Source organism: Mesorhizobium sp. B2-6-1 (assembly GCF_006440475.1).
Classification (GTDB): domain Bacteria; phylum Pseudomonadota; class Alphaproteobacteria; order Rhizobiales; family Rhizobiaceae; genus Mesorhizobium.
In genome coordinates this window covers 171,477-193,141 of record NZ_VFUH01000003.1, presented here as the reverse complement: position 1 = coordinate 193,141, position 21,665 = coordinate 171,477, and the positions used below count along the sequence as shown (strand labels likewise).

Below are 21,665 nucleotides of genomic sequence, written 5' to 3'. Positions count from 1 at the left end.
CTCATTTCCTCCCCTGGCTGAGTGCAACGGCAAGGATGATGATGGCGCCGCGCGCGATTAGCTGCTGGCTGAACTCCAACCCCATCAGAATCAGGCCGTTATTGATGAGGCCGATCATCAGCGCGCCGACAATCGTCCCGATCACCGTGCCGGAGCCGCCGAACAGGCTGGTGCCGCCAAGCACCGCCGCGGCTATCACCGACAGTTCGTCGCCTTGGCCGAGTTGGAAGCGCCCCGATTGCAGCCGGCCGGCGTAGAGCATTCCGGCCAGCGCCGCCGCCATGGCCGAGATGGTAAGCACGCGGAACTTGACCGACTTGGTGTCGATGCCGGAATAACGCGCCGCGATCTCGCCGCCGCCGGTGGCCAGCACGCGGCGGCCAAAGCTCGTTCGCCTCAAAACGACGTGGCCGACGGCTCCCAGCACCAGCATCCAGATCAGCAGCACCGGCACCGGCCCGACATTGCCGCCGCCGAAGATCCAGGAGTAGCTCTTCGAGATGATCGGCACCGCAGCCGTATCGCTGATCCACATTGCGGTGCCGGTAGCGATGCCCATCATAGCCAACGTGGTAAGGAAGGATGGAATTCCGACCCGCGTCGTCAACAGGCCGTTGAAGGTGCCGACGACGGCGCCTGTGGCGAGCCCCGCCATCACACCGGTGATCGGTCCGCCGGCGTCGATCGCCATCGCCGTCGTCACCGAGGCGAGACCCGCGACGGCACCAACGGACAGGTCGATCTCGCCTGCCGACAGAACATAGGTCATGGCGATCGCCATCACCGCGATCATCGCCGTCTGCCGCACGATGTTGAGCAGGTTGTTGAGGTTGAGGAAGCCCTTGTCGAACAACGTTATCGCGAAAATGATGAAGATGACGACGAAACCGATGTAGATGATGTTCTGCCGCCAGTTGGTGAGCCCAAGCCTCGCTGCCAGCGAGGACTGGGACGCGGCAGCCTGACTAGTGGACATGTATTCCTCCCTGGCTCTTGCTCAGCGCTTTCTGGATGACGATCTGCAGCTTGCGCTCGGCCGCCTGGAGTCGCGCAACCGGATCGTTCTTTGGCGCCGAGGGATCGTCGAGATCGGCGCGGCTGACATCGTTCACGACGCGCCCCTCGGAGAGGACGATGATACGGTCGCAGGCCGACAGCATCTCGGACAGCTCCGACGAGATCATGATGATTGCCTTGCCGGCGTTGGCGAGCTGGCGAACCAGCAGGATGATTTCCGACTTCGAACCGATATCGATGCCGGAGGTCGGCTCGTCGAGGACCAGGATCTCCGGATTCCTCGAAAGCCATTTGCCGATGACGACCTTCTGCTGGTTGCCGCCCGAAAGTGTGCGCACCGGGCTGTCGCGCGATGCAGTCTTGATCCGCAGCTGGGCGATCTGGCGATCAGTCAGCTCGCGCATCTTTTTCGTCGACACAAAGGCCTTGCTGCTCAACTGGCCGAGCACGGCGAGCGTCATGTTGGAGGCGACCGAATGCTCCGCGATGACGCCCTGCCGTAGCCGATCCTCCGGCACCAGCGCCACACCGGCCTCGATGGCGTCACTTGGTCTGGCGATCGCCACCGGCTCGCCGGCAATGCGGATCTCGCCTTCGACGATCGGATCTATGCCGGCGATGACGCGCGCGATCGCCGACCGCCCGGAGCCCAGCAGCCCGGCTAGGCCGACCACTTCGCCGCTGTGGACGACGAAGCTGACGTTCTTCGGTTTCTCCACCCCTGAAACACCGTCGAGCTCAAGCAGCGGCGCCCCGACATTCGATTCGCCGCGTACCACGTCGGACAGACCGCGCGAGCGTTTGCCGACAATATGCTCAATCATCGTTTCGATCGGCAGTTCCGACATCGGCGCGGTGATGACGTTGCGGCCATCGCGCAAGATCGTGGCGCGGTCGGCGATGCGGGCTATCTCGTCCATGCGGTGCGAGACATAGATGATGGCGACGCCTTCCGATCTCAGTTTGCGCAGGAAGGCAAACAGCCGCTCGACATCGGATACCGCCAGCGCCGTCGACGGTTCATCCAGGACTAGCACTTTCGCATTCTGCGAGATCGCCTTGACGATCTCCGTCAACTGCCGTTGGCCGGCGCCGAGATTGCCGACCGTCGCTTTCGGATCGACCTCGACCTGCAGCATGTCGAACAGGTCCTTGGCGCGCTTTTCGGCGGTGCGATCGTCGATCAGGCCGAACGCGACCTTGGCTTCGCGGGTCAGGAAAACATTCTGCGCCACGGTCAGCGTGGGGATGAGGCTCATTTCCTGGAAGATCATGGCGATGCCCGCCCGCCTTGAAGCTTCGGGCGAGATTTCGGCGAGTGGCTTGCCATCGACTAGAATGGTACCGGTGTCCGGCACATGAACGCCGCTCAACACTTTCAGGATGGTCGACTTACCGGCACCATTGCCACCGAGCAATGCGTGGATTTCGCCTTTCTCTACCCGCAGGTCGACATCGACCAGCGCCTTGACGCCGCCGAAGGATTTGGTGACGCCTTTCATTTCCACCGCATGAACAGGCGCCGCGATTGTCATGGTCGGACCTTGGTCCACTGGCCGGATTGGCCGGATTCGATCAGCGCGTCGGCCACCCGCTCGGTCTTGTAGCCATCCTCGAAATTGGGCAAGGGCTGCTTGCCCGAAACAATAGCCGAGAAGAAATCGAAACACTCCACGATCTTGGTTTCGGAATAGCCGATGCCGAGCGCCGGGATTGGCCACAGACCCGACCCATAGGGGTGCGCCGGACCGGAATAGACGGACCTGAAGCCGCGTGCATCCGCAGGATCATCGGCAAACATCACCTGCAATTCGTCGCGCCGTTCGTAGTTGAAAGCAATGGAGCCTTTGGTGCCGTGGATCTCGAAAGTGATGAAATTGTTGCGGCCATAGGCGTTGCGGGTCGCCTCCAGCGAACCGATCGCGCCGTCGGCGAATTTCAGCAGCGTCATCACCTCATCGTCGACGTCGACCTCAGCCCGCTCGGTATCGGTATTCCTCTCTGCCGCGCCGAGCCTGTCGAGATTGCCGCGTTGGATCGGTCGCGTTTTGTTGTAGGTGCGCACCAACGCGCTGACCTCGGCGATCTCGCCGACCAGATAACGGGCAAGGTCGACGACATGGGTGCCGATGTCGCCGATCGAGCCGGACCCGGCGATCTTCTTCTGAAAGCGCCAGGACAGAGGCGAATCCGGATCGGCCGACCAGTCCTGCAGATAGGTGCCGCGGAAGTTGAGAATCTTACCGATGCGGCCTTCCTCTATGTACTGGCGGGCAAGCGCCACTGCCGGCGTGCGACGATAGTTGAAGGCAACCATGTGGATGACGCCGGCTTTGTTCACCGCGTCGAGCATGGTCTTTGCCTCGTCGCCGCCGCGCGCCAGCGGCTTTTCGCAGATGATGTGCTTGCCGGCTTCAGCGGCCGCGATCGCGATCGCGGCATGGCTGTCGTTCGGGGTGACGATGTCAATGACGTCGATGTCGGATCGCGTCACCACCGAACGCCAGTCAGCGGATGATTCCTCGAATCCGTAGCGACGGCGGCCTTCGTCGGCCAGTGTCTCGGTGATGTCGACCACCACCTTGCGCACGGGGATGGCGGGGGCGGGCCAGAAGAACATCGGCATCGTCGCATAAGCGAGCGCATGGGCTTTACCCATAAAGCCGCCGCCGATCATCGCCACGTTGAGCGTCTTGGTCATGATGGTCTCCTGTCGAATTGAGAAGAGGTGCGGCCGGCTGGGAGTGCGCCGGCCGCAGGGCGCGCTACATGCTGCCCTTGATCTTGTCGGTCGCCTCGGCGTGATAGACGGCTTTCCAACCCTCGAGCAGCGTGTCCTTGGTGACGGGCAGCGCCGGCAAGGCGACGAAGGCCGGAGCCTCCTTGCCGAGCAGACCGTAGCCTGCGAGCAGGGCTTCGGTGACGCCCTGGTCAAACGGACGCTGGGCGCCCAGGCCCTTCACGAAGCCCCCGCCCGCCATATTGATTGCGACGTTCTCGCCGAGGTCGCAGGTGGTGATGACAAGGTCGTCGCGACCAGCGGTGCGGGCCGCCGAGATGACGCCTTCGGCCGGCACGTCCCACACCGCCCAGATGCCGTTGATGGCAGGGTTGGAAGTGAGGATGGCCGATGCCGCCTTTTCGGCGTCGCCGGTGAAGTCCGGGCCGCCAATGCCTTGTTCGGCGACAATCTTGATATCGGGGTAGTTGTCGGCGATCGTCTTCTTGAAGCCATCATAACGCTGTTTGGTGACAAAGAAGTCGGCGGCGTGGAAGACCAGACCAATGTCGCCCTTGCCCCCCAGCGCCTTGGCCATCAGATGCGCTGCGGCGACGCCGTTGCCATAATTGTCGGCCGAGACTACGGAGACGTAATCCTTGCCCGCGACGAAGCCGGCCGGCACGTTGTCCATGAACACCAGCTTCACGCCCTTATCGGCAACTGCCCTGTACGCGGACGCCGTCGCCGACGGGTCGGTGGGGATCGAAACGATGATCTTGGGGTTCTGGGCCATCACAGTTTCGAGGTCGGCGACCTGCTTTTCCGGCTTGAATCCGGCATCGGTCGTGGCGATCACCTCGATGCCCATCTTGCCAAACTGGTCTTTGAGGCCGGCGATCTGCGCGCGTGACCAGTCATTGCCGCCATAGTGCATGACGATCGCCGCCGTCGCCTTCATGTCCTTGATCTTGGCCAGTTCCTCCTGCGTCAGATTGACGGACGCCGCCGACGCTGGAGCTTCGCCGTTCGGCCCCTTGGAGAGCACTGTCTTCTGCAGTTCGGCGAGTGCTGAATCGGGGTCGGCGAAAGCGGGAGCTGCGGTATAGAGGCTGGCGGCCAGCAATGCCGCCGTGAACGTCCCGGCTATTGTGTTGAAACGTGTCATTTGGGTCTCCTCCCTGATGACAGGCTTGGTACCTGTCGGTTCAACTCTGCTTCAAAGCGCTCTTCAGATATTTCATGCTGAGTTCCGCCCCTTGCTTGGGGTCTGGCCAGGCATCCAGCTCGGTTGCGATCCAGCCGGAAAATCCGGTGTCCTCGAGCGCCTGGATGATCGGCTCCATATCAAGGTCGCCGCGGTCGAGCGGCGTGAAGGCGAAGGGATCGCGCTGCCAGCCCTTCAAATGCACATAGCTGATGCGCTTGCTGAATTCGCGAATCTGCGCGGCCGGATCACCGCCAGCGGCTGCCAGATGCGCGGTGTCCGGACAGAAATCGATCGCGGTATGTTTGAAAATCTCGCGAACTTCGTCGGGACCTTCGACGATGGTCGACAGATGCGGGTGATAGTGCGCGCGCAAGCCCGCCTTGGCTGCGATGTCGATGATCTTGTCGAGCGCCGCGCCGAGGCGCTTGAAATCATCTGGCTGCCGGCCTTTGGCTCGCTTGGCGCCACCGCCGACGACCAGATGCTCGCCGCCGAGTTCGGCCACGGCAGCCGCTCCGCGTTCGATCCGCGCCAACTCCTCGCCAAGGATATCGTCGAAGATAAAGTTGGCACCGGAGTAGCCGGCCACGAGCACGACGCCGGACTGGTCCAAGGCAGCGCGCAGCGCGCCATTGCGTCCTTGATAGTCGAGGAGATTGCCGTCGAAGAGTTCTGTTCCGGTATATCCGGCCGATCCAATGTCGCGGATCGCCTGCTCCATGTCACCAAAGGTGCGATAGGTAAGCTGGGTGATCGAAGTGACGCCGACGGCGTTGCCACCGAGCGCACCCCAGCAATTGGCGTGATAGGCCAGTTTCACCGGCATCTCGTATCCTCCCTGCCTGTAGCCGATGCATCACCGCGCGCAGCGCGGGGCCGGCATCTTTGGCTGGAGAAGAATTCGGACAACGGACGTGCGACATCCTTCGCCTTCGCGAGGGCTGTCGACGTTAGGAGCCCTCCTCCGAACCTGGCTGATACTTATGCCCGCCTTTCGCCGCTCGTCAATCATTAAAATGCAAAAGTCGGCATACTTTTGTTTGTAAAATACATAAGTTCCTGCTTGATCCGTAAATGAGGCCACGGTACCCATGGCTAACGGCGTGATGACCCTGAGCCGGCAGCGATAGAGATCGGGAGATGAGCCTCGGCAAGAGTATGGACGAGCGCAGCGCCACAGACCCCGTACAGTCGGACCAACCGCGCCGCGCCGCCGGCCGGCCGCGTGCCAGCGAATCCGCGCATGGCAGCCTGGCCACGCTGCTCAACCTTATACGGACCGAGGCGGCAACGACCCGCCAGGAGCTAGAGAACCAGTCGGAACTGGGGCGCGCCGTCGTCACGGATCGTCTCGCCACGCTGCTTCGGCTAGGGCTGATAGAAGAAGGCGAACTCGGCCCGGCGATCGGCGGACGCGCACCACGCCATGTCCGCTTCCGGCCGCGCATTGGCATGATCCTGGCCGCCGTGCTCGATCATTCCTCGCTGGCAGTCGGTGTATCAGACCTGTCCGGCCGCCTGCTGGCCGAACATCACGAAGCGGTGGAACTGGCCGCAGGTCCCGAGCCGGTGGTCCAGCGGCTAGCAACGCTGTTTGCCTGGATGCTGGAAGAGCATGGCAGTGAGGCCAGCATCTGGGGCATCGGGCTGGCGGTGCCCGGAGCCGTTGAGAAATGCGATGATCAGCGGCTGTTCGCGCCGGCGCTGAATGCGTTCCAGAACTGGGATGGATTCCCTTTCGTCGAGCAGTTGGCCACGCTTGTCGGCGCGCCGGTATGGGTGCGAAGCGGCGTCCAGACGATGACGATGGGCGAACTGAAGTCCGGCAGCGGCCTCGCCGACATGATCTTCGTCAAGCTCGGCCGCTCGATCAGCGCCGGCGTGGTTTCGGAGGGAGCGTTGCACCGTGGCGCGCAGGGCGCTGCCGGCATGATCGGTCATACTTTCATCGAGGGCAGAAATCTCGAAGCTGTTGCCGGCAGCGAAGCGCTCGGACGCGAGGCCCGCCAGGCGGCCGAGAGCGGGAGCAGCCCCTATCTGGCCGAGATGCTTGCGCGCGCCGGCGAAGTGACGGTCACCGACGCTGGCCACGGCGCCCAATTGGGCGATCCGTTCTGTATCGACCTTCTCGGGCGTTGCGGCCGTGCGGTCGGCGAGGTACTGGCGCCATTGGCCAATCTGCTGAACCCGTCATTGATCGTACTCGGCGGCAGCGTGGCCCAGACCGGGGACATACTGTTGGCAGCCGTACGCGAGGCGGTCTATCGCCAGTCGCATCCGATCGTCACCCGCGACCTGCGCATCGTCCGTTCGCAGATGGGCGGCTCGGCCGGACTGGTCGGCGCCGCCCAAGTCGTTGCGGAAGCACTGTTCGATGCGAAATTTCTGCAGGGGTGGATTACGCTCGGTTCACCGCGTGAGCATCCGGAATTCAAGGATTTTCTCGCGCGGGCCGCACTCGGAACCAGCGCTCGCCCGGCAAAGCCACGGCCACCGGGAGGAGCGCTTGCATAGCATCGCCAAGTCGGCCGGGCCGCGTGAACCTGGGGAGGGTTGAGGAATGGCGATCACCGGCCTTGGGCCGCATGGCGAACGGGCGGTTCCAGCCGACCAGGTCGGGTTGTCGAATGCCGACGCCGATCTCGCCCGCAACCGGCGCTTCTCGGTCGCCATCGTTCTCCACACCACCAAGAGCGACTGGGCTAAGGAGGAATTGGCCGGGATCGTCACCACGCTTGGCCGCTACGGAGCGGCGGTGGTCGAGGTCGTCGACTGCGGCTTCGACATCGAGCGGCAAATTTCGGAACTGAAACGGCTGGCCGGCGAAGCCGTGGATGCGGTGGTCTCCATTCCAATCGGCAGCAACCGTGCCGCCGACGCGCATCGTGCAATATCGGCGGCCGGAAAGAAGCTGTTGCTGCTCGACAATGCCCCAACCGGCATGCTGCCCGGCAAGGATTACGTCAGCGTTGTTTCCAGCGACAATTTCGGTCTCGGTCAGATCGGCGCAGAACTCCTGGCGCCACATATACCACAGGGCGGAAAGGTCGGCGTTCTGGCCTATGGCATCGATTTCTTCGCGACGCATGAGCGCGAGATTGCTTTCCGAAAATGGATGGCTGCTCGACGTCCCGACCTGACGCTGGTTCGCGGCAAGTTTGCCGACGTGTCGCAAGCGAGAGCCGCGACCGCCGACTTGCTGCAGGCCAATCCGGAGCTCGCCGGACTGTTTGCCGTCTGGGACGTGCCGGCAATCGCTGCCGTCGCGGCGATCCGCGATGCGGGCAAGGCTATTCCGGTGACGACAGTCGACCTCGGCAACGACGTCGCCACGGACCTCGTTGGTGGAGGCCTGATCAAGGGCATCGCCGCGCAACTGCCTCACGATCAGGGCGTTGCTACGGGCATTGCCACAATTCTCGGCCTGCTCGAACGCCAGCCGCCGGCCTGGATCGCGCTTCCCGGGCTCAGTGTCACGGCCAGCAATGTAGTAGAAGCCTATCAAGTCGTCTGGCGCACACCAGCGCCCGCCGCCTTGCTAATGGCGCGCAAGCCACGAAACAGCCTGCCTTGACCGACAATGTCGTCTTCGCGAGGGACCGCGCGGCAAAGAGCAACGGCACGCTGATCACAAGCGGTCCGCGTCTCGTCGGCGCCATCATGGCGTCAAATGTTTGCCTGGGCATCCGCAAGCAGGAGCCCGAGCTTCAGGCGATCCTCAACAAGGCGCTCGGCGAGATGGCCGCGGACGGTACGCTCGCGCAGATGTCGAAGAAGTGGTTTGAAGTGGGCTTGAGCCCGAAGAGCTAAAACAATTCCAGGAAAAGTGTAGAGCGGTCTTCCCGGAAAAGCGTGTAGCGCTTTCCCTGGAGAATTGCATAAAAGTGATAGAGCGCTTCGTCATTTCCATCGAACGATGAACCGCTTTAGGATATCGAGCCGCGCGCCGCTCGGCGCCGCAGCTATTGCGAGGCGGACATTCGGCCGCAGGTTCTGCGAAAACTCAGCCGGATACGGCCGTGATCTGGGCGGCCTTGTCGGCGCGCAGCAGCATGCCGAAGAGGTCGCGTGGCTCATCCGGGTCCGCCAGCAGATCGAGCTCCTCGTAGAGGCCGGTGCGCTGAAGCTGGTCGCGGACGTAGCGCAGCGCGGAAAAGTCCTCGATCGCAAAGCCGACGGAATCGAACAAGGTGATCTGGCTGGCATCCCGGCGGCCGGCGGCCTTGCCGGTCATCACTTGCCACAACTCCGTCACGGGATGGTCCGGCTCGAGTTGCTGGACTTCACCCTCGATGCGCGACTGCGGCGGGTATTCGACGAATATGTCGGAGCGCAGCAGAATATCGCGATGCAATTCCGTCTTGCCGGGGCAATCGCCGCCGACGGCATTTATGTGCACGCCCGATCCGACCATGTTGTCCGTCAGGATGGTCGCGGAGCGTTTGTCGGCGGTGACCGTCGTGATGATGTGAGCCCCTTCCACCGCCTCCTGCGCCGAAGCGCAGATCGCGATGTCGAAACCGAACCCCGCAAGGTTTTTCGCGCACTTCAAGGATGCCGACCGATCGATGTCATAGAGGCGAAGCCTGTCGATGCCGAGCAGGGCCTTGAAGGCGATGGCCTGGAATTCCGACTGGGCGCCATTGCCGATGATTGCCATGCAGTCCGCCGCATTGGGAGCAAGGTATTTGGCCGCGACGGCCGACGTCGCCGCCGTGCGCAACGCGGTCAGGATGGTCATTTCCGAAAGCAGCATCGGATAGCCATTGCCGACATCGGCCATCACGCCGAACGCCGTCACGGTCTGGCGCCCGTCGCGCGTGTTTTTTGGATGACCGTTGACATACTTGAAGCCGTAGAGCTGTCCGTCGCTCGTAGGCATCAGTTCGATGACGCCGTCGATGCTGTGCGAAGCGATGCGCGGGGTCTTGTCGAACAATTCCCAGCGTCGGAAATCCTCTTCGATATAGGCAGCGAGATCGATGAGAAAGCGATCGATGCCGACGGCAAGAACCAGCTTCATCATGTGATCGACGCTGACGAAGGGCACGATGTTCAGATGGGGGGTCACAGTTCAATAACTCCGTGTGGGACGGTCCATGATCCGCCGGCCCATCAGGCTCGCGGTCAGGTCCACGAGAAGGGTTGCGGTGCGGTTGCGTTCGTCGAGTGCGGGATTGAGCTCGACCAGGTCGAGGCTGGTGACGAGATGGCTGTCGTGCAACATCTCCATCACCAGATGAGCCTCGCGGAAGGTGGCGCCGCCCGGCACGGTGGTGCCCACGGCAGGCGCGATCGAAGGGTCGAGAAAATCGACATCGAGGCTGACATGCAGCATGCCGTTTTCGGCACTGACCCGCTCGAGAAAGGCGCGAAGCAGCGGGGCCATGCCGTATTCGTCAATCATCCGCATGTCGTGCACGGTGACGCCCGCCTTGCGTAGCGCTTCGCGCTCCGCCGGATCGACGCTGCGGATGCCCAACGTGCAGATACGGGCCGGATCCACGCAAGTCGCCAGGCTGGGGAAGTAGCCTTCGAAGCCGGGTTGCCCGCTGGCATAAGCCAGCGGCACGCCATGCAAATTCCCGCTGGTCGTGGTGTCGAGCGTGTGAAAATCAGGATGTGCGTCGAGCCACAGCACGAAGAGCGGGCGGCCGGCTTCCGCCGCCCGGCGGGCGATACCGGCCAGCGTGCCCGCGGAAATGCTGTGGTCGCCACCAAGGAAGATCGGCATGGCGCCGGCGCTGGCTGCATAGGCCGCCTCGGTAATCGCCGCCGTCCATGCGACGATTTCCGGCAGCGCCTTCAAGGCGGCATTGCCGTGGCTGATCGGGCGCAGGTCGGCGGAGGCGACGGTGCCAAGATCGGCCAACGTATGCCCGAGTTCAGTGAGCGCGGCCGCCAGGCCTGCGGTACGGAGCGCGCTGGGCCCCATCTCGCAACCCATCCGGCCCGAGCCGACCTGGATCGGTGCCCCGACGATCGTGCAATGCATTCCTATGTCCCCGCGAGCGTTTTCGATGCCTTATTGGAGCGCGGACAGCTGGCAGAATGAACATATCAAATTGGCATATTTATCGAAATGGGCTATCAAAATGGAATGATTTGGTTGCATTCTGGGCCATGGATCAGCTTGACGAACAGCTCATCACGCTTTTGCGGCATGACGCGCGGCGCAGCATCTCGGACCTTGCCATGGATGTCGGCGTCTCGCGGGCAACGGTCAGGTCCCGTATGGAGCGTCTTGAAAAAGCCGGTGCGATCATCGGTTATACCGTCATCCTGCGAGCCGATGCCGTCGACCAGCGTGTACGCGGCATCATGATGGTGGAAATCGAAGGGCATGCCGCCGATCGTGTGATCCGCGCTCTTGGCGGCTTCTCGGAGGTTTCGACGATCCATACCACCAACGGCCGCTGGGACCTGGTGATAGAACTGGGGACACAGACACTGACCGAATTCGACGCCGTGCTGCGGCGCATCCGCCTGATCCCCGGCATCACCGGCAGCGAGACCAGCCTGTTGTTGGCGACACCCCGGAGCACCAAGGCGCGGCTTTGATCGCTGTCTGCGAATAGCCTAGCTGGCCAAACCGGCAGTGCTGCTCCTGCACCGTTGTGCGGCGCAACCCTAAATGAGCTCGGACTTGGCCAACCTGTGGCAACCTCCAGCGGGGGCGGACCTTGCTGAGAAGAACAGAGCTGCGTGAGCGGCGAGATCTGTCATCGACCCGCGTCACGCGACACCGATTGAGCGAACGCGTCAAGTCGCGCAAGTCTGCCCCGTCCTAGTGTTGGTGGCCTTCCGGCTCAACCATCTTGAACGGCAGGACCTGTTGCTTGCCCTTAGAGGTCAGGATCAGCCTCGCCTCGAACTCGTGCGGCTCGGCGGGGGCGACGCTGCTTTCACGGCGGTGGTGATTGCCGGCGACAGGCCCGAGCGAAAGCGTCTCGGGACCTTCGGACCGGTCGATGATCACGGTCGCCCCCAGATCGTCGGCATGGCTGTCGATGGTGAGACGCAAGCGCTCGCCAGCGGGCGTATCGACGATTTCGAGCGTTCCCGTTGCCAGGTCGCTGACGACCTTGAAAGGCTCCGGCGCATGATCGGCGTGGGCCGAACCGCCCGCCACGGATCCGCCTTCGCCTTCCAGACGGATGTTCGCCTCCGAGAGCGCCGGCAGGTGGTCGAACAGCTCCCCTCTCAAAGCCTCCGCGATGCCGACCACATCCTTTGCGCTCGCTGTCTCGGCCACCTTGATGGCGATATCCGCATGCAGCCTGTGGCCGATCCAGCGCGCCCGCACCTGGGCGACCCGTTGGATGCCCCTCACATGTTCAGCCGCATGATGGATTTCCTCGACGATGCCCGGCTCGACGCCATCCAGCATGCGTGTCAGCACCGCCTTTGAGGACTGCCAGACGATGGCGAGGATAGCCACAGTGATCAAAAGGCCGATGATCGGGTCCGCGAGCGGGAAGCCTAGCCAGACGCCGGCCGCGCCGGACCACCGCAAGGCTGGTGAAGCCATCGGTGCGGGCGTGATAGCCGTCGGCGATCAGGGCCGCGCTGTTTATCTCGCGGCCGACGCGGATGCGGAATACCGCGACAGCCTCATTGCCCAGGAAACCGACGAGGCCGGCGGCGGCAACCCAGCCGAGGAAGCTGATGGCTTGGGGATGGATCAACCTGTCGATCGCCTCATAGCCGGCGACGATGGCACTGAAGAGGATAATCAGGACGATGATGATGCCGGCCAGGTCCTCGACCCGGCCAAGGCCGTAGGTGAAGGTCTTGCTGGGCTTGCGCCGCGCCAGCATGAAGGCGATCCACAGCGGGATGGCGGTGACCGCGTCGCCGACATTGTGGATGGTGTCGGCAAGCAGCGCCACGCTGCCCGAGAGGAATACGATGACCAGTTGCAGCACCGCTGTAAGGGCTAGCAGCACGAACGACCATTTGATCGCCCAGATGCCGCGTGTGGTCGTCGCGATTGTGGGATCGACCACGCCATGCGTGTGGCCGTGTCCGCCCTCGCCATGGTCATGGCCATGCCCGCCGAAGCCTTGAGCTGCCGGGCCGAAGCCGAACCAGCCGCGAATGCCGTCCATCATGGAGCGTGTCTCACAAGTATTTGGTGATGTCCTTGAATTCATCGATCGAGCGGCGCTGCTCACGCGGCAGCGGCCCCACGACATCTTCCAGGCAGTTGTTTAGGTGATCCTGGATGAGCGTCTTCTTGGCCTGGGAAACAGCCCTTTCGACGGCATGAAGCTGCTGGGCAATGTCAAGGCAAGGCCGGCCTGCTTCGATCATCTCAATAACGCCCCTCAGATGACCGTCGGCCCGCTTCAGCCGTTTGACGATGTCGGGATGGGTCTCGTGAATGTGGGGACGCTCTTTCATTCTGAAGTGCTATCCCCCCGGAGGGGATATTGTCAATTCAGGATGCTCGATTCCCCGCGGCGTCCCGAACGCTACTTTCGAGGGTTGCATGGCTGGTTCTGGCGATCGCGGCGCCAGCGACATCGCCCTGACGCTGCGCACCACTGTTAAAATGCACCGACGCGATGACGTAGCGCGGCGCCCCTAAATGTGATCATGCCGTATCGGCTGCGGGCGCACTCAAAACCCCGTGCGGCAAAGGTTTTCAAGATCCGCCTTTGCTATTCCCTCGAGGCCGAGCGCGGGAAGAATATCGTTATCCCCCTTGAGATCGCGACCGTAAGCCGCCGATAATATCGAAACTCCAGACTCGTGGAGCGTCGCCGGTTTCTCGGTGATCTTACCCAACAATACGGTCGGCAGCAGTCCAAACGGAACATCCTCGAGAATGTAGCGGCTTTCGATTGTTGTCGGACCAAAGCCGCCACGGCCTTGACGATCCATCTCCTGGTTCATCTCCGAAACGGTTCCCTTCGGAACATGAAACGACAATGAAAAATGCTCCTGGACGGTGCGAACCGCGATACCAAAATGGGCCGCGATGGCTAGCCGTTCGGCATCCAGAGCCTCGATAAGGCGGCCAGCGGCAGGGGTGACGTTTCCCCCCTGGCTCCATTGCTCGGCTTTTTCCATGCGTGTCAGGTTGAGGAGGGCAATTCCCAAGTGGTTTTGCGGATTGAGGTTGCTGAGCGCGATCGCAAGCATGCCGTCGCGCTTGACAAAACGATCACCAAATAGGCTCGTGCAAAATCCGTATCCTTCATCCTGAGCTTTGAAAGGCAGCGTCGCGACATCAAGCTTCTGGCGAATGGTGGTGACATGGACCTCGGTTGGCCCGAGTTGCCGCCCGGTCAACAGTGTTGTGCCCCACAGGACGATCGGCAAGCTGACCTTGCGCTCCGCCAACCGCCTGGAGAGATACAGTGCCCCGAACGAACAATGCGAACTGATGATGACCGGGATTCCATCGATCAGATGGGGGGCGGCAGCATCCATCACCATCCTGTGGCCGTAAGCCGGAAGTGCAATCACCACCACGTCCGCGTTGGCGATGGCATCCTTGCAATCCTTGGCGATGCGCACCGGTACCGTCGCCGCGATGTCCCCCGTCGCTTTCAACAATTCGCCGGTAGCCAACCCCTTGGTGCGCTGCCCCGACGGTGACCAAAGCATTGGCGAATGCCCCGATCCTGCCAAATAGGCGGCAAGGCCATAAGCAATTGCTCCGGCGCCCAGAATACTCACGCGCATAATATTCCTCCTGTCGCAGGCTTTGTGGTTCGAGAATCCTTGCCGCCGTCACCTGAATTCTTTTCTTCAGGAGGCTTCGCAAGCTGGAGCCGCGTCTGACGTCCCTGTCCGCCTCCGACCCGGGTTCTGGCGCTGAGGCCGGCATATGCACAAAGCCCGTAACGAACATTCGTTTCCGCTTGACATATATCAAAAACGAATGAGACGATGTCAATCATACGGATTACGCATGTAGGAGAAACATGGAAACCCGGGACCTTCAGACCTTCCTTGCGGTTGCTGCCAGCGGCAGTATCACCAGGGCGGCTGACATGCTCGGGCGTTCCCAGCCTGCGGTGACGCGCACCATTCAGGAGCTCGAGGCCGAACTTGGCTTCGAATTGCTGCATCGGATCGGTCGACGGGTGCAGTTGTCTGAAGAAGGAGTCGCGTTCGAGGAGGAAGCACGACGCCTGCTGATGTCCTTCACCGAACTCGCAGCGCGGGCCAAGATGATCGCCGCCGGCAGAGGGCGAATCCTGCAGATCGTCACCACCTCCGCGATCGGCACCGGCTTGATCCCTACGGCCTTGGCTGAACTCCAAGGTGCCGAGCTTCCGCACGAGACGCATCTCGGGCAGTTCCTTCCCTCGACCGTCGCTCAGGAAGTGCGCAGCGGACGTGCCGAGGTCGGGTTTTCAAGCCTGCCGCTCGATACGCCCGGTCTGGATGTCCTGCGGCTCTATTCGGCGCCTGATGTTGCTGCCGTGCGGGAGGATGATCCGCTGGCCGAACTAGATGTCATACCGCTTTCCGCTTTTGCCGGCCGCCGCGTCGCCACGTTGCTCAACCCGCTGCGTTTCCAGCTGCATGTCTCCAAGGCGTTGGCGGCCAGGGGCATCGACACCGGGCCAGTAATCCGCACGAATACCGCCTACGGCGCGTTGCAGATCGTACGCCGGACTGGTGTTGCGGCTGTCATCGACCCCCTCACCGCCTATGGCGTGGGCCTGCCTGGGGTCGTCATTCGCCCGATCGATGTAACCGTCCTCTTTTATTGGGGTGTTGTGGCTGGCGAAAAACGCCCCCTTCGTCCAGTCGCGCAGGCGTTGGTGGATGCGGTCGAGGCGGTGGCTGAACGGTCGATCGTTGGCTTCAAGAAACTCGATCCGACCCTGGCCGGCCAATTGGTGACCGATCCTGCCTCCGGCACAAATCACGGAACGGGAATATGAAGCACACGCCCAGTTCGCTCCCCCCGAGAGGTCTAGCCGCGCTTGAAGCACAACTTGCTCAGGACCTCGATTTTCTCGAACTGCCTGCCAAGCCATGGGTTCCCGCACGTTCGCGCGATGGCGTGCCGGTCCGTGACGTCGTTGTGATCGGCGCCGGCATGTGCGGACTTGCTGCCACCGCAAAGCTGGTGCTGACGGGGATAACCAATGTCGTCGCCTATGACGCGGCTCCGGCCGGCTTCGAAGGGCCATGGATAACGTTTGCCCGCATGCAAACGCTCCGGTCGCCGAAAACGCTGCACGGTCCGTCGCTCGGTCTGCCGCAACTGACATTCCGCGCCTGGTTCACGGCACAATGGGGCGTCGAGGCATGGCGGTCGCTGGACAAAATCCCCAAAGGCCAGTGGATGGACTACCTGGTCTGGTACCGGAACGTGCTTGGTCTGCCAGTACGCAACAGCGTGCGCATGACAGGCGTTGCAGCCGTTGGCGATCTGATTGCGATCGATGTCGAGGGCGCGGAAACCGGCCGGGTTCTCACCCGTCGTCTCGTTCTAGCCACCGGTCGGTCCGGTCTCGGCGGTTTTGCCGTGCCCGATTTCCTCAGGGGCATCGATCGCTCCTATTGGGCCCATTCTGCCGACGACATCGATTTTGATGCACTGAAGGGCAAGCGTGTTGCGGTTATCGGCGCCGGCGCCTCTTCGATGGACAATGCCGCGACGGCGCTCGAGGCGGGCGCCGGTTCAGTCGACATGTTGATCCGGCGCAAGGAAATGCCGCGGATCAACAAGCTGACCGGGATCGGCAGCCAAGGTGTCATCCTCGGCATGTATCATTTGCCCGATTCCTGGAAGTGGAGATTCTTCGACTACACCGCCTCGACCCAGACGCCGCCGCCGCGTTCATCGACGCTTCGCGTGTCTCGTCATGCGAATGCCCGCTTCTTTCTCGACTGTGGTGTGGTCGCGGTGAAGGAAGATGCCGGAGGCCTTCTGGTCGGAACCACGCAAGGGCCGATGCGCTACGATTTCATGATCGCTGCGACCGGCTTTTCAAATGACTTCAGTGGTCGCCCGGAATTCGCCGCCTTCGCCCCACACATCCGCACCTGGTCGGATGGTCGATATACGCCGGACATGGGGCCGCCGCGCGCAGGCATGTTGGAGGCACCGGATCTCGGCCCCGCCTTCGAATTTCGCGAGCGCGTCCCCGGTTCCTGCCCGATGCTGGCGCATGTCCACTGCTTCAACGACGCCGCCATGCTGACCCATGGCAAGGTCTCCGGCGATATCCCGGCCGTCAGCGCCGGTGCCGACCGTCTGGTCCGCGGCATTGCCGCGTCGCTGTTCGCCGAAGATGTCGAAACCCACTTCGCCAATCTGATCGCCTACGACACCCCGGAACTTCTGGGCGACGAATGGGTCGATTCAACACCCTTGTTGCATAAGGAAGCCGCACTGTGATCGACGCAATGGACAAGGCTGCGGGTCTTTCACCGGACGATGCCCTTTTCGCTGCACGGCGGTTTCGGCCCGAATTCGTGCGAGGGGCTGAGGAATGTCGCCTCTCCGTCCTGCAGCCGGCAAACGATCAGGGGCTGGCACCGAATTTGCGGGTCGCTCTGGCCCGTCGCATGGCAGCTCTGAACGCCGATCCCGTCCTGATGGCCGAATATGATGTACAACTGGCTCAGCTTGGTCCCACGGAGCAGCTTCTGTCCTTGGCCCGGGGGGAAACGGATTTGAATGAACCTCTGGCGACCATCGCCCGACATGTTGACCTGATCACCCTGACGCCGAAAAAGGCGGAGGCGAGCCACATTGCCCTGCTCGCCCAAGCCGGATTGAACGATCCCCAGATCGTTGCGCTCTCCGAATTGATTGCCTTCATCAACTTCCAGACCCGGGTCGCGACCGGCTTGCGATTGATGAGGCGGGCATGATTTCCTCGGTGCGCCTGAAGCCGCTGAATTGGCATCCCTATATCGCACCGGTCGAGCTATCGGAGGCAACGCCGGAACAGCTCGAAGCAATGAAGGTTACGCCGTCGGCCAAGAAAGTTTCGGAATATGTGCGCACCCTTGTGCATGATCCCGAGAGCTATCTTGCCCGCACGGTGTTGTTCAACGCGATCATGTACGTCGAGGGCGGGCTTGCCCGTCCCGACCGCGAGCTTGGCGCACTGGGTGCCTCGATCGTCAATGGCTGCAAATTCTGTGCCGTCGTTCACGCCCGCCGGCATGCAGAGCTGACCAAGAGCGATGAAGTGGTCACGGCGCTGTATCTCGACAAACCTGAAAAGCTTGGGTCGCGCGATGCGGCAATCTACAACTTTGCCCGCCGCCTGTCGGCGGCGCCGTCGGAAGCGACGGCAGACGACGTCGCCTCGCTGCGATCAGTCGGCATGAATGATGCCGAGATCATCGACCTCGTCCACGCCATAGCGATCTTCGGCTGGGCAAACCGGCTGATGCACGTCCTGGGCCATGCGGAGAGCGGGTGATGACGTTGCATCCGGTCAAGCCAGTCCGTCCCACACTTCCCGAAGGGCCAACCAGCAATGCTTGAACTCAAAGATATAAAGCTGTCTTACGGAAGCACGCAGGTCCTGAACGGCGTCAATCTCTCGGTAAAGCGGGGTGACGTGGTGTCGATCATCGGCCCCAGTGGCACCGGCAAGACCACGCTGCTGAAATGCATCAACTATCTGGCCAAGCCGTCGTCAGGAACCATCGCGTTCGATCAGATTCGGATGGACTACCAGCGTGCCGACAAGGCCGCTGTCCAGGCGATCCGGTTGAGGACGGCGATGGTCTTTCAGCAGTTCAACGTCTTCAAGAACATGACGGTCCTCCAGAACGTGATGGATCCGCTCGTTGTGGTGCAGCGCAAATCCAGGGAAGAGGCGCGGGAAATCGCGCTCAGAGAGCTCGATCGGGTCGGTCTCTCGTCGAAGCGAGGCAGCTATCCATCCCAGCTCTCGGGCGGCCAGCTCCAGCGCACCGGCATCGCACGCGCGCTGGCGGTGCGTCCTGACGTCATCCTCTTCGATGAGCCTACGTCATCGCTGGACCCTGAACTTGTCGGTGAAGTTTTGAAGGTGATCAAGGATGTCACGTCGTCAGGGATCACGTCGCTGCTTGTGACCCACGAGATGCAATTCGCAAAGAACATCTCGAACCGGATCGTTTTCATGGACCGTGGCGTGGTTGCCGCCGACGGCAGTCCGGCTGAAATCTTCGACGCGCCTTCCAGTCCACGACTGGCTCAATTCCTGCAGTCGGAACTCGCTTTTCAATAGCTCAACAAGAAGGGAACCCAAGAAATGTCTGCAATCACATCCGGTTTTTCCCGCCGCTATGTCCTGGCCGTCGCTGGTGGCATCGCAATTGCCCTCGCAACCGCGGGGACCAGCTATGGTCAGACCGTCCGGACGATCAAGATCGCGACGTCTGCCGAATCCAAGCCGCTGGCCTGGGGCGCCATCGGCGTCGAACCGCAAGGCTATGAGCCCGATCTTCTGAGGGCGATCAATGCGAAGCTACCGCAATACAAGTTCGAAATGGAAGGTGTGTCCGACATCGCCCAGGAAACCGGCCTTGCCACCGGGAAGTACGACATCGCCGTAGGTGGCTACTACAAGTCGCCCGAGCGAGAGAAGCAATTCATCATTCCAGAGAACCCGATGGGCGCCAGTCTGATGAAAATCTACAGCAAGAAAGACAGCGGCATAAAGGAAATGAAGGACCTGGTCGGCAAGAGGATCGTTCCGACCACAGCCGGTGGCGGAACCTACAAGTTCATCATGAACTGGCAGAAAGAGAATCCGCAATACAAGCTCGACGTCACGGCATCGAGCGCCGGGATCCCCTACCCGAACCGCCTGGATGAAGTTCAGAACGGCAAGTTCGACGCATTGGTTCTACCGTCTAACCTCGGTGAGCAGGCGGTCATCGACAACAAGAAGCTCGATATCGTCGCATCCGATCCGGTCTACAGCAACAACACGTACATGCTGATTCACCGGTCAGCGGAAAACAAGATCCTGGCCGAGGACGTCAACAAGGTGCTCAAGGAACTGAAGGACGACGGCACGATCGACAAGCTCTCGCAGAAGTGGTTCGGCGAGGACATCGTGAAATACATGAAGTAACAAGGCGTCCTCAGCTGCATCTGGATAGCCGGCGTTGAGGCAGAACTGCAAGAAGGAGTGTTCCAAGTGGACGTTTCTGCTATGATTCCCGAGTTGCTCTCGGCGTTGCCGCTGACGCTGGCCATCACTTTTACGGCCCTCATTGCTGGGTTCTGCCTAGCTCTCCTTGCGACAACACTCCGGGTCCGCAGGGTGCCAGTGATCAGTCACCTGGCGGATCTCTACGTATCCTATGCCCGGAGTGTTCCCGTCGTCCTCCAATTGTTCGTTGCGTTTTACGGGCTTCCCTTGCTGGTAATCCTGTTCGGCTCCGAAGATTTTTTCTCGCCGACGATCGCTGCGATGGTGGCATTGAGCTTTTATCACGGCGGCTACCTGTCAGAAGTCCTGCGACCTGCATATCTGGCCGTCGATCGCGGCCAGCATGATGCGGCAGACAGTCTTGGATATACCTTTCGCCAGAAAATCACGCGCGTCATCGGGCCACAAGCAGTGCACTTCGCATTGCCGGGCTACGGGAACTCCGTCATCTACCTGATCCATAACGTTGCGCTGGTGATGTACATCGGGGCGGCGGATGTCATGGCGACCGCGCATTTGATCATGGAGCGCGACTATAATCAGTACCAGTTCGAAACCTATCTCGTGCTGGCGGTCATCTATTCGGTGATGTGCCTGATCGCATGGCTCATCGTCCGCTTCTTCGAGCTTCGTTCCCCGATGCAGGCACCGGAGGCTACGACATCTGCTCAGATCAAGAACACACTGATCGCGAGCGTGTGACCTAACAAGGGTATTTGACCATGTTTGAGACCGATATCCTGCTCCAGGACTCGCGGGAAATTCTGGGCGCCGTACCCGTAACGCTTGCAATGGCCCTCACGATCTTCGTGCTCTCGACGATGGTCGGCAGCCTGTTTGCGCTTGTGGAATATAGACGGATTCCCGCACTGCGAGAGCTCGTCATGGCCTACAAGGTCGTCTTCAAGGGCGTTCCGATGGTGATCGTGATCTTCCTCGCCTATTTCGGTCTTCCCCCCGCGCTTCAGTTTCTGTTTTCATTGGTTGGCATAGACTTCAACGCCCACCAAACGCCCAATTGGGTTATCCTTGTCATTGCGGTGACCGGCTGTGTCGCCGCGTTCCAGGCCGAGATTATCAAGGGAGCCCTCAACGCCTTTGACACCGGTCAGGCAGACGCAGCCTATTCGCTTGGCTATACAAGGGGGCAACTGTTTCGACGGGTGCTATTTCCCCAGGTCGCCCTGACAGCAATTCCCGATCTGACAACCTCGATGATGGTTATCATGAAGGCGCTTTCACTCGGATTCGCCATCGAAGTTGTCGATATCTTCGCGCAGTCACAGCTGACCGCCGCGTTGAATTTCTACTATCTCGAAGCCTTCGTAATTGCCGTCGTGATCTACATGGTGATTGCCTATCTCGTCACACAGATCGCCGACAGGCTGGAGCAAGCGCTTAGGGTACGGACGTGAGGATGTAGAATAGAATCTTCTAGCAAGATCGGCTTGTCTTCCGCGGAAGCATCCTGGTAGTCGGCGCCGCAATCGATGCGCGCCTCGAGCCGTGCGGCGTCAAGTTCCGCGAACCGTCACGGCGACCGACCTTATCTGGTGCGGAATCGAGGGATAGA

The 21,665-nt window shown here is 61.4% G+C and carries 23 protein-coding genes; 12 read left to right on the top strand and 11 right to left on the bottom strand.

Going from position 1 to position 21,665, the window contains the following annotated elements:
- Window position 1: 1 nt before the first annotated feature.
- The 5 genes from FJ443_RS08625 to FJ443_RS08605 form a co-directional block, all read right to left on the bottom strand.
- A complete protein-coding gene (locus tag FJ443_RS08625; protein ID WP_140499306.1) occupies window positions 2–976 on the bottom strand; it encodes an ABC transporter permease in 975 nt (324 codons plus the stop codon).
- Entirely contained in the window at window positions 966–2,552 is a 1,587-nt protein-coding gene (locus FJ443_RS08620) for a sugar ABC transporter ATP-binding protein (protein ID WP_224680599.1), read from the bottom strand. The genes FJ443_RS08625 and FJ443_RS08620 overlap by 11 nt, the downstream gene beginning before the upstream one ends.
- Window positions 2,549–3,718 (bottom strand): Gfo/Idh/MocA family oxidoreductase, encoded by a 1,170-nt coding sequence (locus FJ443_RS08615; RefSeq protein ID WP_140499308.1) that lies wholly within the window; start codon window positions 3,716–3,718, stop codon window positions 2,549–2,551. The genes FJ443_RS08620 and FJ443_RS08615 overlap by 4 nt, the downstream gene beginning before the upstream one ends.
- Before the next feature lie 64 nt (window positions 3,719–3,782).
- Window positions 3,783–4,904 (bottom strand): substrate-binding domain-containing protein, encoded by a 1,122-nt coding sequence (locus FJ443_RS08610; RefSeq protein ID WP_140499310.1) that lies wholly within the window; start codon window positions 4,902–4,904, stop codon window positions 3,783–3,785.
- Between the two features lie 40 nt (window positions 4,905–4,944).
- A complete protein-coding gene (locus FJ443_RS08605; RefSeq protein WP_140663508.1) occupies window positions 4,945–5,772 on the bottom strand; it encodes a sugar phosphate isomerase/epimerase family protein in 828 nt (275 codons plus the stop codon).
- A gap of 314 nt (window positions 5,773–6,086) precedes the next feature.
- Between FJ443_RS08605 and FJ443_RS08600 the strand changes: the two genes are divergently transcribed.
- Genes FJ443_RS08600 through FJ443_RS08590 form a run of 3 tightly spaced genes read left to right on the top strand, consistent with a single transcriptional unit; the run spans window position 6,087 to window position 8,756 of the window.
- Entirely contained in the window at window positions 6,087–7,460 is a 1,374-nt protein-coding gene (locus FJ443_RS08600; RefSeq protein ID WP_246681205.1) for an ROK family protein, read from the top strand.
- Between the two features lie 46 nt (window positions 7,461–7,506).
- Window positions 7,507–8,520: a substrate-binding domain-containing protein gene (locus FJ443_RS08595; protein ID WP_140499314.1), complete on the top strand. Its 1,014-nt coding sequence runs from the start codon at window positions 7,507–7,509 to the stop codon at window positions 8,518–8,520.
- Entirely contained in the window at window positions 8,517–8,756 is a 240-nt protein-coding gene (locus FJ443_RS08590; RefSeq protein ID WP_181167255.1) for a transporter substrate-binding domain-containing protein, read from the top strand. Before FJ443_RS08595 ends, FJ443_RS08590 begins: the two co-directional genes overlap by 4 nt.
- Before the next feature lie 193 nt (window positions 8,757–8,949).
- Here the strand turns inward: FJ443_RS08590 and FJ443_RS08585 are convergent, their stop codons facing one another.
- The gene (locus FJ443_RS08585) at window positions 8,950–10,017 is read right to left on the bottom strand and encodes an ornithine cyclodeaminase (protein WP_140559895.1); all 1,068 of its coding nucleotides are present in this window, start codon (window positions 10,015–10,017) and stop codon (window positions 8,950–8,952) included.
- A 3-nt stretch (window positions 10,018–10,020) separates the two neighbouring features.
- Entirely contained in the window at window positions 10,021–10,941 is a 921-nt protein-coding gene (rocF, locus tag FJ443_RS08580; RefSeq protein ID WP_140663506.1) for an arginase, read from the bottom strand.
- 128 nt (window positions 10,942–11,069) lie between these two features.
- On the opposite strand from rocF, the gene FJ443_RS08575 reads away from it, so the two are divergent.
- On the top strand, window positions 11,070–11,507 hold the full coding sequence (locus FJ443_RS08575; protein ID WP_140552091.1) for an Lrp/AsnC family transcriptional regulator: 438 nt from the start codon (window positions 11,070–11,072) through the stop codon (window positions 11,505–11,507).
- A gap of 226 nt (window positions 11,508–11,733) precedes the next feature.
- Here FJ443_RS08575 and FJ443_RS32055 read toward each other — a convergent pair whose 3' ends face one another.
- The 4 genes from FJ443_RS32055 to FJ443_RS08560 form a co-directional block, all read right to left on the bottom strand.
- Entirely contained in the window at window positions 11,734–12,336 is a 603-nt protein-coding gene (locus FJ443_RS32055) for a cation transporter dimerization domain-containing protein (protein WP_348641931.1), read from the bottom strand.
- Window positions 12,284–13,060 carry a cation diffusion facilitator family transporter gene (locus FJ443_RS32050; protein WP_348641930.1) on the bottom strand — a complete coding sequence of 259 codons (777 nt, stop codon included), beginning with the start codon at window positions 13,058–13,060 and terminating at the stop codon, window positions 12,284–12,286. Before FJ443_RS32050 ends, FJ443_RS32055 begins: the two co-directional genes overlap by 53 nt.
- Before the next feature lie 10 nt (window positions 13,061–13,070).
- Window positions 13,071–13,352, bottom strand: coding sequence for a metal-sensing transcriptional repressor (locus FJ443_RS08565; RefSeq protein ID WP_140521342.1), 282 nt, complete (start codon window positions 13,350–13,352; stop codon window positions 13,071–13,073).
- A 219-nt stretch (window positions 13,353–13,571) separates the two neighbouring features.
- Window positions 13,572–14,642, bottom strand: a complete 1,071-nt coding sequence (locus FJ443_RS08560) for an NAD/NADP-dependent octopine/nopaline dehydrogenase family protein (protein WP_140499326.1) — start codon at window positions 14,640–14,642, stop codon at window positions 13,572–13,574.
- Between the two features lie 242 nt (window positions 14,643–14,884).
- On the opposite strand from FJ443_RS08560, the gene FJ443_RS08555 reads away from it, so the two are divergent.
- From FJ443_RS08555 to FJ443_RS08520, 8 genes are all read left to right on the top strand, one after another.
- Entirely contained in the window at window positions 14,885–15,856 is a 972-nt protein-coding gene (locus tag FJ443_RS08555) for a LysR family transcriptional regulator (protein ID WP_140517381.1), read from the top strand.
- Complete coding sequence (locus tag FJ443_RS08550) at window positions 15,853–17,322, top strand: NAD(P)/FAD-dependent oxidoreductase (protein WP_140663504.1); 1,470 nt, start codon at window positions 15,853–15,855, stop codon at window positions 17,320–17,322. The genes FJ443_RS08555 and FJ443_RS08550 overlap by 4 nt, the downstream gene beginning before the upstream one ends.
- Window positions 17,319–17,801: a hypothetical protein gene (locus FJ443_RS08545; protein WP_140521339.1), complete on the top strand. Its 483-nt coding sequence runs from the start codon at window positions 17,319–17,321 to the stop codon at window positions 17,799–17,801. Before FJ443_RS08550 ends, FJ443_RS08545 begins: the two co-directional genes overlap by 4 nt.
- On the top strand, window positions 17,798–18,361 hold the full coding sequence (locus FJ443_RS08540; protein ID WP_140517387.1) for a peroxidase-related enzyme: 564 nt from the start codon (window positions 17,798–17,800) through the stop codon (window positions 18,359–18,361). Before FJ443_RS08545 ends, FJ443_RS08540 begins: the two co-directional genes overlap by 4 nt.
- 57 nt (window positions 18,362–18,418) lie before the next feature.
- Window positions 18,419–19,159 (top strand): amino acid ABC transporter ATP-binding protein, encoded by a 741-nt coding sequence (locus FJ443_RS08535; protein ID WP_140663502.1) that lies wholly within the window; start codon window positions 18,419–18,421, stop codon window positions 19,157–19,159.
- Between the two features lie 24 nt (window positions 19,160–19,183).
- Window positions 19,184–20,011, top strand: a complete 828-nt coding sequence (locus FJ443_RS08530) for a transporter substrate-binding domain-containing protein (protein ID WP_140499338.1) — start codon at window positions 19,184–19,186, stop codon at window positions 20,009–20,011.
- A 66-nt stretch (window positions 20,012–20,077) separates the two neighbouring features.
- Complete coding sequence (locus tag FJ443_RS08525) at window positions 20,078–20,794, top strand: amino acid ABC transporter permease (RefSeq protein ID WP_140499340.1); 717 nt, start codon at window positions 20,078–20,080, stop codon at window positions 20,792–20,794.
- A 20-nt stretch (window positions 20,795–20,814) separates the two neighbouring features.
- Window positions 20,815–21,507 (top strand): amino acid ABC transporter permease, encoded by a 693-nt coding sequence (locus FJ443_RS08520; RefSeq protein ID WP_140622759.1) that lies wholly within the window; start codon window positions 20,815–20,817, stop codon window positions 21,505–21,507.
- Window positions 21,508–21,665: the final 158 nt, after the last annotated feature.